This is a genomic window from Segatella copri, assembly GCF_019249765.2.
GTDB lineage: Bacteria > Bacteroidota > Bacteroidia > Bacteroidales > Bacteroidaceae > Prevotella > Prevotella copri_K.
This window is the reverse complement of the sequence record NZ_CP152484.1, coordinates 746,946-767,800: the sequence shown is the minus strand read 5'-3', so window position 1 is coordinate 767,800 and position 20,855 is coordinate 746,946. Positions and strand designations below refer to the sequence as shown.

16 protein-coding genes are annotated in these 20,855 nt (G+C 45.0%); 4 read left to right on the top strand and 12 right to left on the bottom strand.

Annotation, left to right across the window (positions count from 1 at the left end; translation table 11 throughout):
- Nucleotides 1–378: 378 nt before the first annotated feature.
- The 5 genes from dnaB to KUA46_RS03140 are packed head-to-tail and all read right to left on the bottom strand — an operon-like array spanning nt 379 to nt 7,148.
- Nucleotides 379–1,878 (bottom strand): replicative DNA helicase, encoded by a 1,500-nt coding sequence (gene dnaB, locus KUA46_RS03160; protein WP_022120959.1) that lies wholly within the window; start codon nt 1,876–1,878, stop codon nt 379–381.
- Complete coding sequence (locus tag KUA46_RS03155) at nt 1,865–4,351, bottom strand: hypothetical protein (RefSeq protein ID WP_218487068.1); 2,487 nt, start codon at nt 4,349–4,351, stop codon at nt 1,865–1,867. Before KUA46_RS03155 ends, dnaB begins: the two co-directional genes overlap by 14 nt.
- 7 nt (nt 4,352–4,358) lie before the next feature.
- Nucleotides 4,359–5,270 carry an ABC transporter substrate-binding protein gene (locus tag KUA46_RS03150; RefSeq protein ID WP_218487069.1) on the bottom strand — a complete coding sequence of 304 codons (912 nt, stop codon included), beginning with the start codon at nt 5,268–5,270 and terminating at the stop codon, nt 4,359–4,361.
- A 21-nt stretch (nt 5,271–5,291) separates the two neighbouring features.
- The gene (locus KUA46_RS03145; RefSeq protein ID WP_022120962.1) at nt 5,292–6,473 is read right to left on the bottom strand and encodes a class I SAM-dependent rRNA methyltransferase; all 1,182 of its coding nucleotides are present in this window, start codon (nt 6,471–6,473) and stop codon (nt 5,292–5,294) included.
- Nucleotides 6,474–6,527: 54 nt separating this feature from the next.
- Nucleotides 6,528–7,148 (bottom strand): 3'-5' exonuclease, encoded by a 621-nt coding sequence (locus KUA46_RS03140; RefSeq protein ID WP_117586623.1) that lies wholly within the window; start codon nt 7,146–7,148, stop codon nt 6,528–6,530.
- A 110-nt stretch (nt 7,149–7,258) separates the two neighbouring features.
- Here KUA46_RS03140 and KUA46_RS03135 point away from each other — a divergent pair, with 110 nt between their 5' ends.
- The 4 genes from KUA46_RS03135 to KUA46_RS03120 all read left to right on the top strand — a co-directional run bounded on the left by KUA46_RS03135 (nt 7,259) and on the right by KUA46_RS03120 (nt 11,992).
- On the top strand, nt 7,259–9,886 hold the full coding sequence (locus tag KUA46_RS03135) for an FtsK/SpoIIIE family DNA translocase (RefSeq protein WP_218487070.1): 2,628 nt from the start codon (nt 7,259–7,261) through the stop codon (nt 9,884–9,886).
- A gap of 178 nt (nt 9,887–10,064) precedes the next feature.
- Nucleotides 10,065–10,664 (top strand): LolA-like putative outer membrane lipoprotein chaperone, encoded by a 600-nt coding sequence (locus tag KUA46_RS03130; RefSeq protein ID WP_153118782.1) that lies wholly within the window; start codon nt 10,065–10,067, stop codon nt 10,662–10,664.
- A gap of 272 nt (nt 10,665–10,936) precedes the next feature.
- The gene (locus KUA46_RS03125) at nt 10,937–11,386 is read left to right on the top strand and encodes a Fur family transcriptional regulator (RefSeq protein ID WP_117693059.1); all 450 of its coding nucleotides are present in this window, start codon (nt 10,937–10,939) and stop codon (nt 11,384–11,386) included.
- 45 nt (nt 11,387–11,431) lie between these two features.
- Nucleotides 11,432–11,992, top strand: a complete 561-nt coding sequence (locus KUA46_RS03120) for an NADH peroxidase (protein WP_022120967.1) — start codon at nt 11,432–11,434, stop codon at nt 11,990–11,992.
- A 131-nt stretch (nt 11,993–12,123) separates the two neighbouring features.
- Here the strand turns inward: KUA46_RS03120 and KUA46_RS03115 are convergent, their stop codons facing one another.
- From KUA46_RS03115 to ileS, 7 genes are all read right to left on the bottom strand, one after another.
- On the bottom strand, nt 12,124–13,758 hold the full coding sequence (locus KUA46_RS03115; RefSeq protein ID WP_420377691.1) for a dipeptidase: 1,635 nt from the start codon (nt 13,756–13,758) through the stop codon (nt 12,124–12,126).
- 162 nt (nt 13,759–13,920) lie between these two features.
- The gene (gene nadC / locus KUA46_RS03110; RefSeq protein WP_006846832.1) at nt 13,921–14,772 is read right to left on the bottom strand and encodes a carboxylating nicotinate-nucleotide diphosphorylase; all 852 of its coding nucleotides are present in this window, start codon (nt 14,770–14,772) and stop codon (nt 13,921–13,923) included.
- Between the two features lie 17 nt (nt 14,773–14,789).
- On the bottom strand, nt 14,790–15,014 hold the full coding sequence (locus KUA46_RS03105) for a hypothetical protein (protein WP_117586629.1): 225 nt from the start codon (nt 15,012–15,014) through the stop codon (nt 14,790–14,792).
- A 16-nt stretch (nt 15,015–15,030) separates the two neighbouring features.
- Nucleotides 15,031–15,987 (bottom strand): DUF4296 domain-containing protein, encoded by a 957-nt coding sequence (locus KUA46_RS03100; RefSeq protein WP_218487072.1) that lies wholly within the window; start codon nt 15,985–15,987, stop codon nt 15,031–15,033.
- 2 nt (nt 15,988–15,989) lie between these two features.
- Nucleotides 15,990–16,706 carry a lipoprotein signal peptidase gene (locus tag KUA46_RS03095; protein WP_218487073.1) on the bottom strand — a complete coding sequence of 239 codons (717 nt, stop codon included), beginning with the start codon at nt 16,704–16,706 and terminating at the stop codon, nt 15,990–15,992.
- Nucleotides 16,707–16,709: 3 nt separating this feature from the next.
- Nucleotides 16,710–17,093: a TraR/DksA family transcriptional regulator gene (locus tag KUA46_RS03090; protein ID WP_022120972.1), complete on the bottom strand. Its 384-nt coding sequence runs from the start codon at nt 17,091–17,093 to the stop codon at nt 16,710–16,712.
- Between the two features lie 111 nt (nt 17,094–17,204).
- Nucleotides 17,205–20,816, bottom strand: a complete 3,612-nt coding sequence (ileS, locus tag KUA46_RS03085) for an isoleucine--tRNA ligase (protein ID WP_218487074.1) — start codon at nt 20,814–20,816, stop codon at nt 17,205–17,207.
- Nucleotides 20,817–20,855 lie beyond the last annotated feature (39 nt).

The following is a 20,855-nucleotide window of genomic DNA, read 5'->3' as shown; positions in this document are numbered from 1 at the left end:
CGTGCAGAAGCATCAGATAAAGTAAAAAGCCTTCCCCCACTCCATAGACGGAAGTGTAGAAAGGCTTTTAATATCTTAAGCGATGAACTATACGCACACCTTATCACTTCCGCCCACAAACTGCAGTCGAAGTCGAATAATAATGCTTGTAATGTTCAACAATGTTGTTCTCATATCTATCTTATTATGTTATATTCTTAAATTCGCATGCAAAGGTAACACTTTTATTTGATACTAGCAAACAATTTATAACTTTTTTAATAGAAATGATAACAAATTCCTATAATCTTATGGATTTTTTACCCAAAAACGTTAATCCTGTGCAAGAATTTGGCGAAAAAGCCAGTTCTTGAGTGAAAAAATTGACAAACTCTAACCTTAGAAAGGCAGATTCTCTGCAGGCGGCGGTGGTAGCGGACTACCATCCTGCCCTCCGCCATTCATCCTAGAGCCTACAATCTCACCACCTTCTTCGACAGGTGCTGCTGCAGCATCCTGCGGATCCTGGAATCGGGTAAATTCTCCACGGAAGTTCAGGAGAACATCTCCAACAGAGCCCTTACGGTGCTTGGCAATGATAATCTGTGCCATACCATGAAGGTCATTACCCTTTTCATCCTGATAGATGTGATAATATTCCGGGCGGTGAACGAAAAGCACCATATCGGCATCCTGCTCGATGGCACCGGATTCACGGAGGTCACTCAACTGAGGTCGCTTTCCTTCCAAACCCTCACGGTTCTCTACATTACGGGAGAGCTGCGAAAGAGCAAGCACAGGAATATTCAGCTCTTTGGCAATACCTTTGAGCGAACGGGAGATGGTAGATACCTCCTCCTGACGGCTACCAAACTTCATACCATTGGCATTCATCAGCTGGAGATAGTCGATCATCAACAGTTTAACACCCTTTTCCCTTACCAGTCGGCGCGCCTTGGTGCGGAGTTCGAAAACAGAAAGACCAGGCGTATCATCAATATAAATAGGTGCACCTGTCAGTTTTCTCAGTTTTTTATCCAACCGTTCCCATTCTGGCTGTTCCAATTGTCCGTTCAGTATTTTCTTACCCGAAATCTCGCAAACATTCGAGATGAGTCGGTTCACCAACTGAACGTTATTCATTTCCAGAGAGAAGAATCCGATAGGCACATCATAATCTACCGCCACATTCTTGGCAATACTCAATGCAAAGGAAGTCTTACCCATGGCAGGACGACCGGCGATAATCACAAGGTCGGACGGTTGCCAACCTGATGTCATATCATCCAATCCACGATAACCCGTAGGAATACCGGTAAGACCACCCGAGTTCTGAGCAGCGCGCTGCAAGATGGCAACGGCCTCCTTTACAACCGGATCAATCTGTGTATAATCCTGCTTCATATTGTTCTGCGAAAGCTGGAAGAGTTCACCTTCAGCTTTCTGCATCAGTTCATCCACATCCACACCTTCTTCATACGCCATCGTCTCGATGTCGCCGGCATAATGAATCAGCTGGCGCTGCATATATTTCTGCGCCAGGATACGGGCATGCGACTCTACATGGGCAGCCGAAGCCATGCCTGCAGAAATATCCATGAGATATTGTGCTCCTCCCACCTTATCCAGTTCGCCAGTCTTGGCTAACTGATCGGCAAGAGTCATGATATCCACAGGCCGTTCCTCCATGTTCATCACCTGGATAGCCTGATATATTCTCTTATGACGCGGGTCATAAAAAGTATCTGGCTTGAGCAACTCCGACACCACCGAAAAGGCATCAGAATCTATCATCAAGGCACCCAGTACCGCCTGCTCCACATTCACAGCCTGCGGCTGCAAATGGGCATAGGTTGGATCTATCTGTACCTTATTCTTATTTTTATTATTCTCCGCCATCTTTATTGTTTTTCCTTTCCTCGAAAACTTTTTTTGTTATAAATTCCAATTCTATAGGCGCAATACCACGATCATCAAGCCAATTTCCCATATCGAGCAGGCCGAATGCATCTATATCTTCCTTAGGGGAAAAAGCTGCATGACCAGATGCTTCATTCAAAAATCTGATAGCTGCAGTTCCTCCCTTTTTCACGAGAACGCAGAATCCATAATAGAAAAATTTCATAGACTCCCATCTGTGGTCTTGTGGCTTGGAAACTTTGCTCACCATCGCAGATAACATTTTCATGAACATGCGTTCCTTTTCATCCTTATCCATATCTGTCATGTCAGAATTCAATATATCCCTGATTTCATTATCATCACTATTTTGCAGATAAGGTTCTATTAAAGCCATTGCGTGGTCAATGTTTTTATCGCCTTCCGATTCTGAAAAGAGCAAAGAGAAAGCCAGTCTGCATTCAACCTGTTCTTCCTTAGGATACTGTTCATCCATCTGGAAAGCCCATTCCAAAGCCTCTTTATAATGATGGAGTTTCAATAAGAGATCGGTCTTTTTCAGCTTGAGCTTAAACTGCTTACTCTCATCTGATTCTTCTTTAATCAAGCAATTCAATGTTATTAAAGCCGCCGGGTCTTTTATCTCCTCTTCTATTTCTAATTTCAACTCCGTGGCAGCCTTATAAGTTGGGCTTGTATTCTTAATCACATAGAGATGTTCAAGCGCTTCATCATATTTTTCCTCCGATTTGTATGCCAATGCAAGCATCATATGCTCTTCGTCGGTATATTTTTCCAGATTACGCAAAATCTTACTAACAAAGGCATAGTCACCTCTTTTAGCAGAGAAACGGGCCAGCGACAGGCGATACTTGTCATATTCCGGTTTTGCAAACAGTCCCGTAGTAAAGAAAGGAATTTCCTTCTGCACTTCGAAAGGATTATCAAATGCCTTCCTCATTGGAGAGAGAGTATAGAATCGGTAGAGGTCCTGCACATAGCGATGACGAACCCTGATTGCACGTTTCTTCTTTTCCTCTTCAGAGAGATTCTCTTCATGTTCCATTACCGAATCAAGCAGTGTGACATTTTCAGAATCCTTTGCTTCTGTAGAATCTGTCTCATCCTCTACTGGCTCTTCGGTATTCTGCTCTTTTTCCACCTCATCTTCTTCGTCATAAAAAACAGGACCAGACACCATATTTTCCGGGGTAACATCCAATGATTCAATAAATTCCTTAGATGTATTATTCAATGAAAGAATGATGCTATACAGATCGGTATCACACATAGAGGCGCCTCTCAAGAGATTGTTGATGAAATTGCGATGCTGTTTCATCGTAGCCCGAACATTCTTGAGCGTAGAATTACGGACATAGAAAGGAACAAACCAATTATAGAGTGAATGGAAATGACCGAAGCTCTTCTGGTTGGCAAACTGATGATAATAGACATCAACTCCTATATCTTCTGAATTCAACATATAGTCGAAGGCTCCCTTAAGGGCATCATCAGGATTCTCCCCATCTGCTGAGAAGCAATTAAGTCCCAATTCACCCGTTTGGTCTATCTTTTCGGCCAAATCCTGAGTAAAAGAAGTGAACATGGTCTTCACCACGGAATGCATCATCTCCTTGCTATCCTTTTTACTTGTAAGACATAGACGCATCTGGCGTTGGAGATCAACACAGGCTGCCAAAAATTCATCATCCATGATCAAGCCAGCAGCAGAATCCCAATATTTCTGTTTTTCACCCGAATTGGTTATTGCACAGAAAACGAAACCCACCAAAGCTCGCTGGCGAACACTGCAAGTACTGTCGTCAGACTTGATTAAGCGCATCAAGACTGCAAGTCTAGGGGCATCAAAGAATACAGAGCATGACAATGAAACAGCCGAAACTATCATATTGATGGTGTATGGATCTACCAAATCGGAAGCGATGATATCAAGAATATTCTTGACAAAATCATCATTCCATTCTTCAGTTGTCAAAATATAAGAAAACACCATATTGCGATAGGCATTAAGCTGCTCTTGTATCTTTTGTCTTTCCTCGTCTATCTGTTCTTCAGACAAGTCTACCCTCAAATTTAGCATAGCTTCATCTGTAGCAAATTTCTCAAAGGTTTCCTGTACCTCATCAAAACTTGTCAGATTCTGAGCTCTTTTGCAAAGTGCAACAAATGTAGACTCATTAGCCAAAATCCATTCGTGACGCACTTTACCAAAGAACATATCAGTATCAAGATCTAAAGTTTGAGCAAGATTATAAAGTTCTCGGTGTTTAAGTTTGCCGTCTATATAATCATGATACAAATCATCATATCTTTTTTCAATTTCAGCAATTCCAGGCTGACACGATTCGAGCCCCACTTCCTGGTCAATTATCTTGCGAATAGCCTCAATTCTGGATATAGTAGTGACATTTTCATGCGAAAACTTTGTCCAGCTAAAATCTTCTCTTTTCATAAGCCGTTTATTTTTGTGCTACAGCCAGATCACGACGTCTTGGTTCCATAGCATGTTCATATTTAAGTTTTGGAAGATTACTGATGGTTTTAGCATCGGCACCCGTATATTTTGTGATGATTCTTGCATAATGCTGTACCCCACGACTGTTTATGCTATCAACAGCAATATTATACGCCTTGATAAACTTGGCAACTTGGTCTTTACGGCGCGGTTCTGAAAGTATTTTCTTGCGGAAAGCCACAACACCTAACTGCAAGTTCTTATCTCTGCTGTCAAAGAGTTTTACATGCTGTTCAATTCGGGCTTTGGTAGCTTGAGGTTCTGGCAGCAACATGGCATCCATCTCGTTGTTAAGCAACATACGCAGACGGATGTTCAAATCGTTGATTTGAACCTTATAAGCATCATATTTAGGCTTACCGCTATCGATTGCTAAAGTAGCCAGATAATCAGTTGCAGAGTAGCGGGTCATTGCCACCATCTTATCTGACAGTTGTTTCAGTTCGGATATACGCGAACGCTTATTGGTGATAAACTGCCAATAAAGATTGGTAGAAATAGGGTACGTCAAAGCAGTACCCCGTTTCTCTATATGATGAGCACGAATCAGATCGGTCACGGCTCCCTCTACGCGCTTGCGCTCGATAGCAGTATCACAATCCATTTGTGCAGTATATCTACGCAAATGTACGTCTACACCTTGCTGCTGGAAGATACTGTCATCACATGCCAGAAAGATTGGCAGGCAGTCCATTGTTGGCATCACCGCTATCTTCAGCGCAGCACGGTCTAGGCTATCCAATCTAGCCTTTTCCTTCTTGCTCAAGCGATGACGTTCTGCTTCCGACTTGCCACATCCTGCAAATCCTATAGCCAGCAAGAGCATCAAGGCTGTAAACGTTTTGAACTTATTCATTATCTATCCTTTAATCATTTGTTATTCTACATAGAGAACCAATCCCTTCAAATATTCACCTTCCGGATGATAAATATTGATAGGATGGTCGGCAGGCTGGTGCAACTGGTGCAAGATGCGAACCTTTCTTCCAGCCTGCGCTGCAGCAGTAAACACAGCATTGCGGAACTGATCCTTCGTAACCACCTGAGAGCAACTGAAGGTAAAAAGGATGCCGCCCTTCTTAATACGCTGCAAGCCCTTTACGTTCAGGCGGGTATAGCCCTTCAACGCATTGCGCAAAGCCGCACGGTGCTTGGCAAAAGCAGGAGGATCAAGAACAATCAGATCATACTGCTGGTCATGTTCATCAAGATACTTGAAGGCATCTTCGCAGATAGCCTCATGGCGTGCATCTCCAGGGAAATTGAGCGCAATATTCTCATTGGTCAATTCTATCGCCTTGGCACTGCTGTCTACGGAGTGAACAGCCTTAGCCTCGCCTCTCATCGCATAAACAGAAAAACCGCCGGTATAGCAGAACATGTTGAGCACGCTCTTACCCTTGGCATAATGCTCGAGCAGCGAACGGTTCTCACGCTGATCTACGAAGAAACCCGTTTTCTGACCACGCAACCAGTCGATATGGAATTTCAGTCCATTCTCTACAGCAACATCATCAGCATCACCTCCCAGTATAAAGCCATTTTCCTGTCTGAGGTCAGCCTTATACGGTAAGGTTGTCTCACTCTTATAGTAGATATTCTCCAGCGCTTCGCCCATCACCTTCTTCAAGGCTTTGGCTATCTCCATGCGGCAAACATGCATACCCACACTGTGAGCCTGCATGACAGCAGTAGGACCATAGCAGTCGATAACAAGTCCCGGCAAGTTATCGCCCTCACCATGAACCAAGCGATAAGTAGTATTGGATGAATTACCGGCAATACCCAAAGCGAGTCTCATTTTATATGCCGAATCCAATCTGGCACACCAGTACTCCTCATCAATCTCAATATCTCTAAAAGAAAGAACACGTACAGCGATAGAACCGATCTGATAATGACCTATAGCAATGAATTCACCACTACGGGTAAACACTCTCACAATGTCGCCCTCCTCTATGCCCTCATCCATTGCCTGGATAGCACCCGAGAAGATCCATGGATGAAAACGCTTGAGCGATTCTTCCTTACCTTTCTTTAAATATACGCTTTTATACATATTTATATATGAAGTTTCTTACGATTATCAATTTCTATTCCTTACCACCTTATATTATACCCTGAGTTCATCGAGCTCGTAATCGCCTGTAGCAGACAAACGCTTGAATTCCTCATACAGATTAATGCAGCACCAGGCATCTGTAGCTGCATAGAGAGCCTGCGATTCCTTCAAATCGCTAGCCTCCCAATTGCTCAACCGTTGCGCCTTGCTGATTTTCTGGTGAAACAGGTTAGCATACAGTTTCTGCAGACTCATGTCTGCGATACCAAAGTTCTTTGCAACATCCTGCAACTCGATAAAGTAGCCAGCCTTAAAAGCAGCTCGCTTATGGAGCTGCAGCAAGTCATCGTGCCAGGAAAGTCCTACTTTTGGCACGGTGGTATCTTCGAGCAAGCGAATGATGGCAGGAGTCATGCCCGTATGATGCAGGCGGAAGAGATAACAAGTATCATGTGTACTCACCTGCAACAACGAAACATGGTAAGCCTGACCACGCTTGAATGATGGGCGCGTTTCTGTATCCACACCCAGTATATAATGGCTAAGTAGGTCATTAACAGCCGCTTCTGTATCTTCAGGCTTGTCAACGACTACGATTTTGCCAGGAAACAAAGCTCTTGGCAAATTCGTGATTGCCGCCTTGTCAAAACTAGTGAAAATAATCTTCATTATGCTTTTTATTCTTTACAAGTTGCAAAATTAGAAAAAAAAGATGAGAAAAAGAATTGTTTTCTCAATTATTTTCGCTAATTTTGCAGATAAATTATTCAAAAATATATAAAATGGCTAAAAAAAGAACTGAAAAAAAGACCAAAACCTTTAGCGAAGCTATTGGTTTACAGTATATTTTCAACAATACTATCACCGACTTTTTCATAGGATTAGCCTTGGTAGTCATTGCTGTGGTTATCATCATCGCTATGATCTCCTTTCTCAACACAGGAGCCAATGACCAGAGTTTGCTCGAAAATCTGAAGCCGGGCGAATGGACCAACACGGAAAAACTGTTTCAGAACTACTGCGGATCCTGGGGAGCCATTGTATCCTATTGGCTCATTGCCATCAATTTCGGATTTCCAGCCTTCATGCTCCCATTCTTTGTCATCATGGTGGGATTGCAGATGATGCATGCCTACAAGCTGAACCTGTGGAAATGGTTCTTCTGCATGATTGTGGTCATGCTATGGATGTCGGTAACCTTTGCCAAGTTCATCGCACCTATCATGCCAAGCCTCACATTCAATCCGGGCGGAAAGCACGGACTCTTTGTCGTGCAGAATCTGGAAAACATCATGGGTCCTCCAGGACTTACTGCCATTCTTTTCTTCGTGGCGGTAGCATTCCTCACCTATCTCACCACTGAAACCATTACGGTAATCAGAAAAGCACTCAACCCTATCGGTTATATATCAAATAAGGTGAAATTTGAGATTACTAACCATGGAAAGAACAGGAAAGATACGGAAGCTATCGACGAGGTATACGCCAGCGCAGCATATGGTGCTGGCACAGAGGATGAGAAAGAAGAATATAAGGAAGAAGAACCTGCCAAAGTCATCGACCTGAATCTGGATCCGGACCAGACTTTCGCAACCCCAGACACACCTTCTACTTCTGTTGAGCCAGCGGCAGACGAACCGGAAGCTACAGGAACAGAAAGTGATACAGAAAAAGATGAAACCATCGCTATAGCCAACAGCACGCAGAACGAGAATATGTCACTCATTGCACGTCAGCGCGAACTCCGTACAAAACGGGCTGAACAGGAAGCATTGGAAAAGCAAGCTGCCGAGGCTGCTGCAGCTTCTGAGCATATAGGTATGGACATCTCTGTAGCCACAGCCGACGAGAAGGCTACAGGCAACACCTTGAGCAATGCAGAAGTACTGAATACTCCGATCAATCCGAAGGAGCCGTTCACCAGATATAAATATCCGGTACTCAACCTTCTGAAGAAGTATGAGGATGACGGCGTATCCATCGATGAGGAAGAGCAGCGCGCCAACAAAAACCGCATCATCGAGGTGCTGGGCAACTTTGGCGTACAGATCAAAACCATCCGTGCTACGGTTGGTCCTACCATCACACTCTACGAAATCCAGCCTGCAGAAGGCGTACGTATCTCTAAGATCAAGAATCTGGAAGATGACATCGCCTTGAGTCTGGCAGCTCTCGGCATCCGTATCATCGCTCCTATCCCAGGTAAGGGAACCATCGGTATTGAGGTACCTAACGCAAAGGCGAACATCGTTAGTATGGAAAGTACTTTAAACTCAAAGAAATTCCAAGAAACCAAGATGGAGTTACCTATCGCTTTGGGTAAGACCATTACCAACGAAGTGTTTATGGTTGATTTGGCAAAGATTCCTCACCTGCTTGTTGCGGGTGCTACCGGACAGGGTAAATCTGTAGGTTTGAATGCCATCATCACCTCTTTATTATACAAGAAACATCCAAATGAACTCAAACTGGTTCTCATCGACCCTAAGAAGGTGGAGTTTAGCGTCTACTCCCGTATTGCCAATAAGTTTATGGCTGCGGTTCCTGATGAGGAAGAACCTATCATAACCGATGTAACCAAGGTGGTTAGAACCCTGAACAGTCTGTGTGTACTGATGGATAGCCGTTATGACTTGCTCAAAAAGGCAGGAGCCCGTAACATCAAAGAATACAACCAGAAGTATATCAACCACAAGTTGAAGTTGACAGATGGACATGAGTATATGCCATACATCGTGGTGATTATAGATGAGTTCGGTGATCTGATCATGACAGCCGGCAAGGAAGTAGAACTTCCTATTGCCCGTATCGCCCAGCTGGCACGTGCCGTGGGTATCCACATGATTATTGCCACCCAGCGTCCTACAACCAGCATCATCACGGGTAATATCAAGGCTAACTTCCCTGGCCGTATCGCCTTTAAGGTTACATCTGCCATCGACTCAAAGACCATTCTTGACCGTACAGGAGCCAACCAGCTGATTGGTCGTGGTGATATGCTCTATCTCTGCGGCAACGAACCTGTCCGTGTACAGTGCGCCTTTGTTGATACACCTGAAATCGAGCGCATCAACGAGTATATCTGCGAACAGCCTGGCCCTATCGAACCTATGGAGTTGCCAGAACCAGCTAATGATGAAGGAAGCGCAGGTGGAAGCGGCAGCATCAGTGCCCGCGAACTGGATCCGTTCTTCGAAGAGGCAGCCCATGCGATTGTTCTTTCGCAACAGGGTTCTACCAGCATGATCCAGCGCCGGTTCAGTATCGGCTATAACCGTGCAGGACGACTGATGGACCAGATGGAAGCTGCAGGCATCGTAGGTGCAGCACAGGGCAGCAAGCCTCGTGAGGTACTGATACAGGATGAAAACCAGCTTAATAATCTGTTAATGGCACTTCGAAACTCTTAATTTTAGTAAAGAACTAAGGGTATGAAAGAAGATAACATTGGAAAAGGTTAAATTATTAAACCCTGAAGCCGTGAAAACGTCTAAGAGAGAAAAGACGTTTTTACGGCTTTATGATAGAGTATGAAATTTTAGAAGATATAATATAACATAGAATTTTAAAAGAAAGGAAAAGATAAAAATGAAAAAGATTTTAGCATTGGCTTTCGTTGCAATGATGAGCATCGGAGCCATGGCGCAGACTGCGCAACAGGTACTTGATAAGACCGCTGCCGTTATTAGCAACAAAGGTGGAGCTAGCGCCAACTTCAAGATGAGCAGTTCTAAGTATGGATCAGCAAGCGGCAGTATTGCCATCAAAGGCAACAAGTTTAACGCCCGTACCCCGCAAGCTATCGTCTGGTTCAACGGCAAGACCCAGTGGACTTATCTAAAGAAAACCAACGAGGTGAATGTCAGCAACCCTACACAGGCTCAGCAGATGTCCATGAACCCTTATACCTTTATTAATATATATAAGACTGGTTATAAGTCAACGCTCAAGACAGCAGGCAGTAACTATGTAGTACATCTCGTTGCCAATAACCAGAAACGTTCTGTAGCCGAAATGTATATCACCATCAACAAAAAGACACATATTCCATCAGTTGTCAAGATGAGACAGGGCAATACCTGGAGTACCATCACGGTAAGTAACTTCAGAGCCAAGAGCGTTTCTAACAGCACATTCAATTTCAACAGCAAGGAATGTCCAGGAGCTGAAGTCATCGACCTGAGATAATCGCCTGAAATATCGTATAAAGTTTATTTTCAAATAAAATTCCCCGCCACAACACTCCGGTAGCGTGACGGGGAATTACTTTTTCCAAAAGGGTTTTAGTATCAATAATTTCCAAAAGCGAATCATAGACTCTCCCTTTTTGCACAACAAATCTTAAAACAACTATGCAATTGTAAAATATTCAAAAATACTTTGGAATATTTGCAAAAATATTTGGCAGATACAAAAGAATTGCTTATCTTTGCATCATCAAATTATAAAAACAAGTAATTATGAAGCAGACAGAAGCCTATCAAAGACTCGTGGAGAAAGGTATCCGACCATCACTCCAGCGTATTGCCATTATGGATTGGCTCATCAAGCATCCCACTCATCCAACTATCGAGGATGTGTACAAAGGATTAGCCGAGAGTATCCCAACATTGAGCAAGACAACCGTTTACAACACACTCAGAATGTTGAGTGAGCACAATGCGGCTCAGATGATCACAATCGATGAACATCGCGTATGTTATGATGGAAATATTAAAAGCCACGTTCATTTCTATTGCAGAAATTGTGGCAAGGTAATTGACTTTTTCGGCGAACCAGCTCCAAAAGTGGAACCAGGAAAGGAAATTGAAGGAAACATCGTATTGGAAGAACAGCTCTACTACAGAGGAATCTGTGCAGAATGCGCTAAAAAAGGCGTAAAGTCACCTCTCACAGAGACTGTTCACTAATTCAAAAGACAATAATTATACAACAACATTTAAAACAAAAACATTATGAAGAAAAAGTTTATTTGCACCGTTTGCGGTTACATTTACGAAGGTACAGAAGCACCTGAGAAGTGCCCTATCTGCAAGGCTCCAGCCAGCAAGTTCAAAGAGATGGAAGATGCAGTAGATGACGATATGACATTTGCTACCGTTCACGTTCTCGGTCAGGCATATAAGGATGGCGTTAATGAAGACGTTATCAAGGGTTTGAAGGACCATTTCAATGGTGAGTGCGGCGAGGTAGGTATGTATCTTGCTATGGCACGCCAGGCAGATCGTGAAGGCTATCCTGAAATTGCAGAGGCTTACAAACGTTATGCCTATGAGGAGGCTGATCACGCTTCTCGTTTTGCAGAACTTCTCGGTGAGGTTTTGGGTGATACCAAGAGCAATCTCGAAGCTCGTATTGCAGCAGAGAAGGGTGCTTGTGAGGATAAGTTCCGCATTGCCAAGCTTGCTAAGGAGCAGGGTTCAGATGCTATCCACGATACCGTTCATGAGATGGCTAAGGATGAAGCCCGCCACTGTGCAGGTTTTGCAGGTCTCTACAAGAGATACTTCAAGTAATAGATTTTAAAAGACGTAACTTTAAAAATTATAATACGATTATTTAGTATTGTTAGTCTAGAAAACAGGAAAGCCGATTCTTGTATAGTAATATACTTGAATCGGCTTTCTTTATGTGATGATAAATATTGTTACTTTGTTTCAGGAACCAGGAACTTGTCTCCTGTTTGCTTAATAAGTTCCTTGGCATATTTCTCAGGATACCCAGGACGAACTGGAGTTGCACCTAATCCATAAGGAGTCTTCTCGAAACTGCCATCTTTTTTGGTTGGCTTGATAATCATGTCATTATACTTCACTACCATAAACTGGAAGAGCTGTTGCCAACGCGTCAACATCTGCTGTGCCTTCTCAATACCATAATCATTGAGATACTTGACTGCAGCCTGTGGATTCTGTGCATACAGTTCCTGAGCCTTAGCCTCAACACCTGGCTGTGCAGCAAAATAGCTGTTATCCAGACTATCACGAACCTCCTTCAAGGTTGGGAACATCTGGCTGTAACGAGGATAAACCATATTGCTGGTCATATTGCACACCCAGTAAGCATTCTTGAAACTGAAATTCACAGCATCTGCTCCCGGTGTGTTATAACACTCAGGACGAACTGTAGAAGAACAGTAGATTGGTGTGAACGCTACCATATTGGCATCATCATTACCAAACCAAAGAACACCGCCAATCTCTCTAGGCATCCATGAACGCATCTGGCTAACAAAAACAAAACCAGTCTGCTGGGTGCTGACCGGACGTTCGTTGAAGCACTGCTTTCCATCCACCTTAAACATCAATGGAGTTGGTCTGTAAGGCATCTGCCAGATACCACCTCCGATATCAGTGCCATCAGCAACAGAAAGAGGTGTACCCTCATAATGGTCACGCATGCAAGCCTCAACATCAGCAACACTCACCTTCTTGTTTGGAACCACCCAGAGAGGCATATCCTTCGCATTAGGATCCTTGCCCAAAGCCCAATCAAGATAAGGACTCATATCATAGAAATGATTCAAGAGAGCCCAAGCACGAGCATCGCAGAAACGACGTCCTGAGAAATCAGGCTTAGCATATGCCATTTTCCATGAGAAATCAGCATCCTTGCCCTTGAACCAGCCCTTACTGCGAGCAAAAGAAACGACATCCTTGGCATACATCACGTTTTTCTTATCCTTCATATTGAACTTGCCGATGCGACTCTGGTTAGCATGTGCACAAATAGCATTATCAGGAATACGGAGAGCTACCCAAACCACGCCCTTAGAGCCTGGTCCCTTGCCCATCATCTCCATAATCCAAGCTTCGTTCGGATCACAGATGGTAAAGGTCTCGCCTTCTGAATTATAACCGTAAGTATTGGCGATGGTTGTCATCACTTTGATAGCCTCACGGGCAGTCTTACTACGCTGCAGGGCAACATAGATGAGTGAACCATAGTCCATGATACCTGTAGAATCAGCCATCTCCTCACGTCCACCATAAGTAGTTTCACCGATGGTAACCTGCCACTCGTTGATATTGCCAATCACATTATAAGTCTCGGCAGCCTCCGGAATCTCACCATGATATTTATTGGTATCCCAATCGTAAATCTTACGCATCTCGCCCTTAGCATGCTTACCGGCAGGAAAATGACAGAGATTTTGGAACATACCATAGTCATCGGCACTATATGAACACATTACAGATCCATCAACCGATGCTTTTTTTCCTACTATAAAGTTGGTACATGCCTCAGCCTCAGAGACACTGCCCAACATAGCTACAGCCATCAAGGCAGAAGCAAAAATCTTATTCATAAATATACCTTTATTAATATACACCTAAATAGAATGTGGAGTTAGAAAAGTCTCCTAACTCCACAAAATTATTTCAGAAGAACAAAGAGAAAAGCATTTGAATTCTTCACTCTTCCCTCTTCACTTAAATCACTCTTACTCGCAAGCCTTGAAACTCATATCCAAGCCCTTCACACTATGTGTCAAGGCACCAACTGAGATGAAATCAACACCCTGCTCTGCATAGTCACGGATAGTATCGTAGGTGATACCGCCAGATGACTCAGTCTCATACTTACCTGCGATGATGTCTACTGCCTTCTTAGTATCAGGCACAGAGAAGTTATCGAGCATGATACGATTTACACCACCATGCTTCAATACCTGGTCAAGTTCATCGAAGCTGCGAACCTCGATTTCAATCTTCAGATCGAGCCCCTTCTCCTTGAGATAAGCGTGGCAACGGTCGATGGCGTTATCGATACCGCCAGCGAAATCGATGTGGTTGTCCTTGAGGAGAATCATATCGAAGAGACCGATACGATGGTTCATACCACCACCAATCTTCACAGCCTGCTTCTCCAACATGCGAAGACCTGGAGTTGTCTTACGGGTATCAAGGATATGAGTCTTTGTACCCTCAAGACGCTTTACATACTTAGCAGTCATGGTAGCAATGCCACTCATACGCTGCATGATATTGAGCATCAAACGCTCTGTCTGGAGCAAAGAACGGGTCTTACCCTCTACAATCATTGCAATGTCACCCTTCTTAACATGGGTTCCATCCTGAAGCAACACTTCTACCTTCATGGTAGGATCGAAACGGGCAAATACCTTCTTTGCCATTTCAACACCTGCCAACACGCCATCTTCCTTGATAAGCAAGTGGCTCTTACCCATGGCGTCTTCTGGGATACAACACAAAGTTGTGTGGTCGCCATCACCGATATCCTCAGCAAATGCCAAGTCTATCAACTTGTCTTCTAATTGATCTACGCTTAACATATTATTAATGTTTATGTTTAATGTTTATTGATTACTTTTCCGTTCCATAGGGCACGGAGGATGCCTTCCTCATCGCGTTCGACCCGGATTTCGCCGCCTAACCATTCGGTCATCGGCAACTCCTCGCGAAACTCGAAGTAGTTCACCACCCTGCCCTCTTGTATTTCTACCACAGCCTGCTGCAATATCGAGCCATCCGGCAATATAACCTGATGGGCTCCGCATCTTCTCATTTCAGCCATATCTTAAACATCCAGACTAATTACTCGTCATCTGAATAGGTTTATCAGGCATAGGAACCGGTGCACTGGTCGGTGGCGCCAAAGCTCCATCCGGACGTGCTGGAACACTCGGACCTGGTATACGGGTCTTACGAGCAGTATCTACTTTTGCCGAATCTGAAGATGCTGCAGAAGAAACCGGTGCTACCTTTTTAGGATGCATACGGATGAGACGAATCTTATTGACAAACATCAGTTTAAGAGTCGTCAAAGAACCGGCATCAGAACTGAAGCCACCCTCATTCAACATAAAGTACCCCTTTATGCATTTAATTCCAAGGCTATCATTATCAGCGAGTTCTACACTATAGTGCTGAGCACTCTGAATATGAACTACAGTCTGTGCCACACTATCGTTCTTGAACTGAACAGCCAGCAAAGCGATACCATCACGCATACCATCCTGGAAGATAAACTGCGATTCGAAATCAAGACGGAACCGGTCACCCTTATGGAAAGCAGTATCAGCTTCAATTTTAAAACTGCGACTGTTGAAGCCCTCATCAGGCGAGAATACCATCGAAGTAGCATCTTTCCAGATATTGGCAGTATCGCCAACAGCAGTAAGATTGTCAAAATCACTATTTCCTGCACTGTTTCCACCCAATGCAACCACCTCTTTATCCAATCTTTCAGCCAAATCCTTATACACATCATGCAGCAATTCAGTATGGCGCATATAATAAACCATCGAACTGTCGAAGTCTGCCGAGGTGACATCATGTTTCTTCAGTACGGCCTCGCGATAAGCCAGACTATTCTTCTCACTACCACCGTCTTCGCTCTGCGCCATAGCAAGAGCGATGTGATAATCGAAGAGAATATCCGTCATCTTTCCTTTAGAGAGCACATCTCTTGGCAGCGAAGGCTTGCAAGAAGCGAAGACTGCACAAAAGGTTACTATCCAACAGAGATAAAGAAAAGCTTTCTTCATGATTACTTGTCCTCCTTATTTTCTTGAGATTGAGACTTTATCTTTTCTTCAGCAGTTTCAATAAAAGAAGAATCTTTAACCTTCTTCTCCTTATCACCACCTCCGAGAGCTTCCAGTTCTTTTCTACAGAAAAGCAAGAGAGAAATGATGCCGACTGATACACAGGAATCTGCAAAATTGAATACAGGATCGAAGAATGTACCATGCTGTCCACCCCAGAAAGGGAACCATTCAGGCCATGTATAGGTGAAGAACGGAAAGCGGAACATATCAACCACCTTGCCCATGAGCACGGGTGCATACCCCTCGCCGAAAGGCACAAGATAAGATACATAATAAGGTGAGGCACCGGTGAAGATAAGTCCGTAGAAGATGGAATCAATCATATTGCCGATTGCACCCGTCAGAACCAGCGCCACCAAAATAATGTATAACAAGCGATAGGTACCACGCTTAATGATGCGATGCAGATAAATGCTCAACGCACAGATGGCTACCAGGCGCAACAGACTTAGCCAGAACTTGCCGATAAACGACATACCCCAAGCCATTCCGCTGTTCTCAACAAATTCGATATAAAACCAATCAGTAACACGAACAGACTCGCCAAGGCAAAAATGGGTCTTGATGTACACCTTGATAATCTGATCGATAACAAGAAGCACAACCACCATTGCCGTGACGAGCCATCCGTATTTAATTTTACTTGTTTTCTCCATTTATTACTTCTTTCTAGCCTCTTTAGAAGCTACACTCAAAGTGGCATGAGGTACAGCACGCAAACGCTCCTTAGGAATCAACTCACCTGTTTCGCGGTCAATACCATAGGTCTTGTTCTGGATACGAACCAAAGCTGCTTCCAATCCCTTGATGAACTTCTGCTGACGCTGAGCCATCTGGATGATTTCTTCCTTGCTTTGTGCTTCACTACCCTCTTCAAGAGCCTTGTAGGTTGGTGATGTATCTACCACATCATTACTGTCTGAGTGGTTCAGCTGAGCCATACAATCATGATAAGTCTGCTTTGCCACCTTCAATTTCTCATCAATGATAGCGCGGAACTCCTCGAGCTCCTGATCGCTATAACGTAGTTTTTCGTTAGCCATAGATGTTATCTATTATGTTATTTGTTAATGTTTTTAGGAAATAAGGGCTAGAAAGTTAGAAGCAAGCAGTTTGGAAATGCTCCTAACTTCTAACTCCTAACTCCTAACTATTTAATTCTTCTCTACGAGAATGTTCAACTTAAAGTCATCAAACTCGGTCTCAACACCTGCGTTGTCGCCGATTTCGATGCTGTCTGCCAATACCTGACCCTTGATGTAGTCGGCGAATGCCTTGATGGCTGCATTGGTCTCCTCATTAGGAGCCACAGTTACGTTGATGCGGTCGGTAATCTCCAGACCTGTCTCCTTGCGGAGGTTCTGGATACGGTTGATCAACTCACGAGCCATACCCTCCTTCTTCAATTCTGGGGTCAACTCTACTTCAAGCGCTACGGTCAGATTGCCCTCGTTAGATACGAGCCATCCTGGAATATCCTCAGAGATAATCTCCACGTCGGCTACCTCTACCACGGCTTCCTGTCCGTCGATATTCAATGTGATGTTGCCTGCCTTCTCGAAGGCTGCAATCTGGTCCTGATCGAGCGCTGACATCTGGGCAGCAACACCCTTCATCAGCTTGCCGAACTTCTTACCCATCACTCTAAAGTTACACTTCACCTTCTTTACGAGAATGCCCTGACCCTCAATGAAGTTAACCTCCTTCACGTTCACCTCGTTCTTCAACAGTCCGGCTACTGCCTCGATGTGTGCCTTCTGTACATCATCTACTGCAGGAATCATGATCTGCTGGAGTGGCTGACGCACCTTGATGTTCACTTTGCGGCGCAATGCCAATACCATAGAAGTAATCTTCTGGGCGATGGCCATACGCTCCTCCAGGTCGGCATCGATAGCAGCCTCATCAGCTACAGGGAACTTATCGAGATGTACGCTCTCCAACTCGCCGCCCAAGTCGTGATACAACTCGTCTGCATAGAATGGAGCGAATGGTGCCAGCAGCTTAGCCACTGTCATCAGGCAGGTATAGAGAGTCTGGTAAGCACTCAGCTTATCCTCGCTCATCTCCTTACCCCAGAAACGTTTACGGTTCAGACGAACGTACCAGTTAGAGAGGTCATCGTTTACGAATGCATCGATGAGACGGCCTGCGCGGGTTGGATCATAGCCAGCCAACTCTCTGTCAACGCCCTTGATGAGGGTATTGAGTGAAGAGAGAATCCAGCGGTCAATCTCTGGGCGCTTCTCAAATGGCACCTGAGCAGCCTCAGCATCGAAACCATCTACATTAGCGTAGAGGGCGAAGAAGCTGTAGGTATTATATAAGGTACCGAAGAACTTGCGACGGGTCTCATCCACACCGTTAGGGTCGAACTTGAGGTTGTCCCAAGGCTCGCTGTTGGTCATCATATAGAAACGAACAGGGTCGGCACCATACTTGTCAATCATCTCGAATGGGTTAGTCACGTTACCCACGTGCTTACTCATCTTGTTACCCTTGGCATCGAGAACGAGACCAGAAGAGATTACGTTCTTGAAGGCTACGCTATCAAATACCATGGTAGCGATGGCGTGCAGAGTGAAGAACCATCCACGGGTCTGATCCACGCCCTCGTTAATGAAGTCGGCTGGATAGAACTTAGGAGGAATAGCATATCCCTCGTAGGTGCTGTGGATGAGTGCATCGCGGTCTGCCTCTGTGCCACGTACCATCTCACCCTCGAATGGGTAGTGGAGCTGGGCGTAAGGCATTGAACCTGAATCGAACCAAACATCGATGAGGTCGCTCTCACGATACATTGGCTTGCCCTCCTCGTTAACCAATACAATCTTGTCAACGTATGGACGGTGGAGGTCAATCTTATCATAGTTCTCCTGACTGTAGTCGCCAGGCACGAAACCATTCTCCTTCAATGGGTTGCTCTGCATGATGCCTGCAGCCACAGACTTCTCGATTTCAGCATAGAGTTCCTCAAGGCTGCCGATACACTTCTCGCCACGGTTCTCGTCACGCCAGATTGGCAATGGAGTACCCCAGAAGCGGGAACGTGAAAGGTTCCAGTCGTTCAGATTCTCGAGCCAGTTGCCGAAACGGCCTGTACCGGTGCTCTCAGGCTGCCAGTTGATGGTCTTGTTGAGTTCTACCATGCGCTCCTTGCGGGCAGTATCCTTGATAAACCAGCTATCCAATGGATAATAGAGGATAGGCTTGTCGGTACGCCAGCAGTGAGGATAGTTGTGCACGTGCTTCTCGCTCTTGAAAGCCTTGCCCTCCTGCTTCAACTCGTAGCAGAGTACGATGTTCAGGTCTTCAGCCTTCTCAGAAGCCTTCTTGTCCCAGACACCATCCACATTAAACTGTGGGTCGTAAGCATTCTTCACGTAGTCGCCTGCGTGATGAGCGTATGCCTCCTTGTTGACGCAAGCGTTCACAAAGTTGGCATCGAGGTCTTCGATGAGATAGAACTTACCCTGCAGGTCAACCATTGGACGGGTCTCGCCCTTCTTATTAATAAGGTATAGAGCTGGGATGTTGGCATCCTTAGCCACCTTGGCATCATCGGCACCGAATGTAGGAGCAATGTGCACGATACCTGTACCGTCATCGGTAGTAACGTAGTCGCCGAGGATTACGCGGAAAGCCTCGCTATCCATCTCTACGAACTGATCGCGACCATCCTCAGAAGCGAACACCTTCTCAGGATGAGCAGCAGCATATTCTGTTACGAAAGCCGGCGCGAAGAGATCAACCTTCTCGCATGGCTTCACCCAAGGAAGGAGCTGCTCGTAGTGCATGCCTTCGAGGTCTGTACCCTTCATGTGGTCGATAATGCGCCATGGGCACTGCTTCTTCTCCTTGTCGAATGGCAGGAGATCGCCTTCCTTGCACTCCTGGTCTGCCTTCAGATATGAACCTACCAAAGCCTCAGCCATCACGAGTGTCATAGGCTCGCCATTGTAGAGGTTGTAGGTCTCGATGGCTACATAGTCAATCTTAGGACCCACACAGAGAGCCACGTTTGATGGCAAAGTCCAAGGTGTAGTGGTCCATGCGATGAAGTATGGCTTGCCCCACTTGGTCCACTCAGCCTTAGGATCCTTGATGAGGAACTGGGCTGTGGTTGTGAGGTCCTTAACATCGCGATAGCAGCCAGGCTGGTTCAACTCGTGAGAGCTCAAGCCTGTACCTGCACCTGGAGAGTATGGCTGGATGGTGTAACCCTTGTAGAGCAACCCCTTGTTGTAGAGCTGCTTGAGGAGCCACCAGAGAGTCTCGATATACTTGTTATCGTAAGTGATATAAGGATGATCGAGATCTACGAAGTAACCCATCTTCTCGGTCAACTCGCGCCACTCAGCGGTGAACTTCATCACGTTCTCGCGGCACTTGTGGTTGTAATCCTCAGTAGAGATATACTTCTCTGAAGCCTTGTTGTCGATATCCTTCTTGGTGATGCCGAGTTCCTTCTCGACACCGAGTTCAACAGGGAGTCCGTGGGTATCCCATCCCGCCTTGCGGTGAACCTGGAAACCCTTCATGGTCTTGTATCTGTTGAATGTATCCTTGATACTACGTGCCAACACGTGGTGAATACCCGGGTGGCCATTAGCTGATGGAGGTCCCTCGAAGAAGATAAACTGAGGGCAGCCTTCACGCTCGTCGATAGACTTGTGGAAGATATCATTCTTCTCCCACGCTGCGAGTACGTCATTGTTGGTCTGTGTCAGATTCAGACCATTATGCTCGGCAAATTTCTTAGCCATATTATCTTATATTTTTATAATGTTTTTACTTTTGGGCGC

Excerpts from the sequence above, each read along its gene's own strand:
- dnaB (WP_022120959.1), bottom strand. The coding sequence starts at position 1,878 with ATGGCGGAGAATAATAAAAATAAGAATAAGGTACAGATAGATCCAACC.
- KUA46_RS03155 (WP_218487068.1), bottom strand. The coding sequence starts at position 4,351 with ATGAAAAGAGAAGATTTTAGCTGGACAAAGTTTTCGCATGAAAATGTC.
- KUA46_RS03150 (WP_218487069.1), bottom strand. The coding sequence starts at position 5,270 with ATGAATAAGTTCAAAACGTTTACAGCCTTGATGCTCTTGCTGGCTATA.
- KUA46_RS03145 (WP_022120962.1), bottom strand. The coding sequence starts at position 6,473 with ATGTATAAAAGCGTATATTTAAAGAAAGGTAAGGAAGAATCGCTCAAG.
- KUA46_RS03135 (WP_218487070.1), top strand. The coding sequence starts at position 7,259 with ATGGCTAAAAAAAGAACTGAAAAAAAGACCAAAACCTTTAGCGAAGCT.
- KUA46_RS03130 (WP_153118782.1), top strand. The coding sequence starts at position 10,065 with ATGAAAAAGATTTTAGCATTGGCTTTCGTTGCAATGATGAGCATCGGA.
- KUA46_RS03125 (WP_117693059.1), top strand. The coding sequence starts at position 10,937 with ATGAAGCAGACAGAAGCCTATCAAAGACTCGTGGAGAAAGGTATCCGA.
- KUA46_RS03120 (WP_022120967.1), top strand. The coding sequence starts at position 11,432 with ATGAAGAAAAAGTTTATTTGCACCGTTTGCGGTTACATTTACGAAGGT.
- KUA46_RS03115 (WP_420377691.1), bottom strand. The coding sequence starts at position 13,758 with ATGGCTGTAGCTATGTTGGGCAGTGTCTCTGAGGCTGAGGCATGTACC.
- nadC (WP_006846832.1), bottom strand. The coding sequence starts at position 14,772 with ATGTTAAGCGTAGATCAATTAGAAGACAAGTTGATAGACTTGGCATTT.
- KUA46_RS03105 (WP_117586629.1), bottom strand. The coding sequence starts at position 15,014 with ATGGCTGAAATGAGAAGATGCGGAGCCCATCAGGTTATATTGCCGGAT.
- KUA46_RS03100 (WP_218487072.1), bottom strand. The coding sequence starts at position 15,987 with ATGAAGAAAGCTTTTCTTTATCTCTGTTGGATAGTAACCTTTTGTGCA.
- KUA46_RS03095 (WP_218487073.1), bottom strand. The coding sequence starts at position 16,706 with ATGGAGAAAACAAGTAAAATTAAATACGGATGGCTCGTCACGGCAATG.
- KUA46_RS03090 (WP_022120972.1), bottom strand. The coding sequence starts at position 17,093 with ATGGCTAACGAAAAACTACGTTATAGCGATCAGGAGCTCGAGGAGTTC.
- ileS (WP_218487074.1), bottom strand. The coding sequence starts at position 20,816 with ATGGCTAAGAAATTTGCCGAGCATAATGGTCTGAATCTGACACAGACC.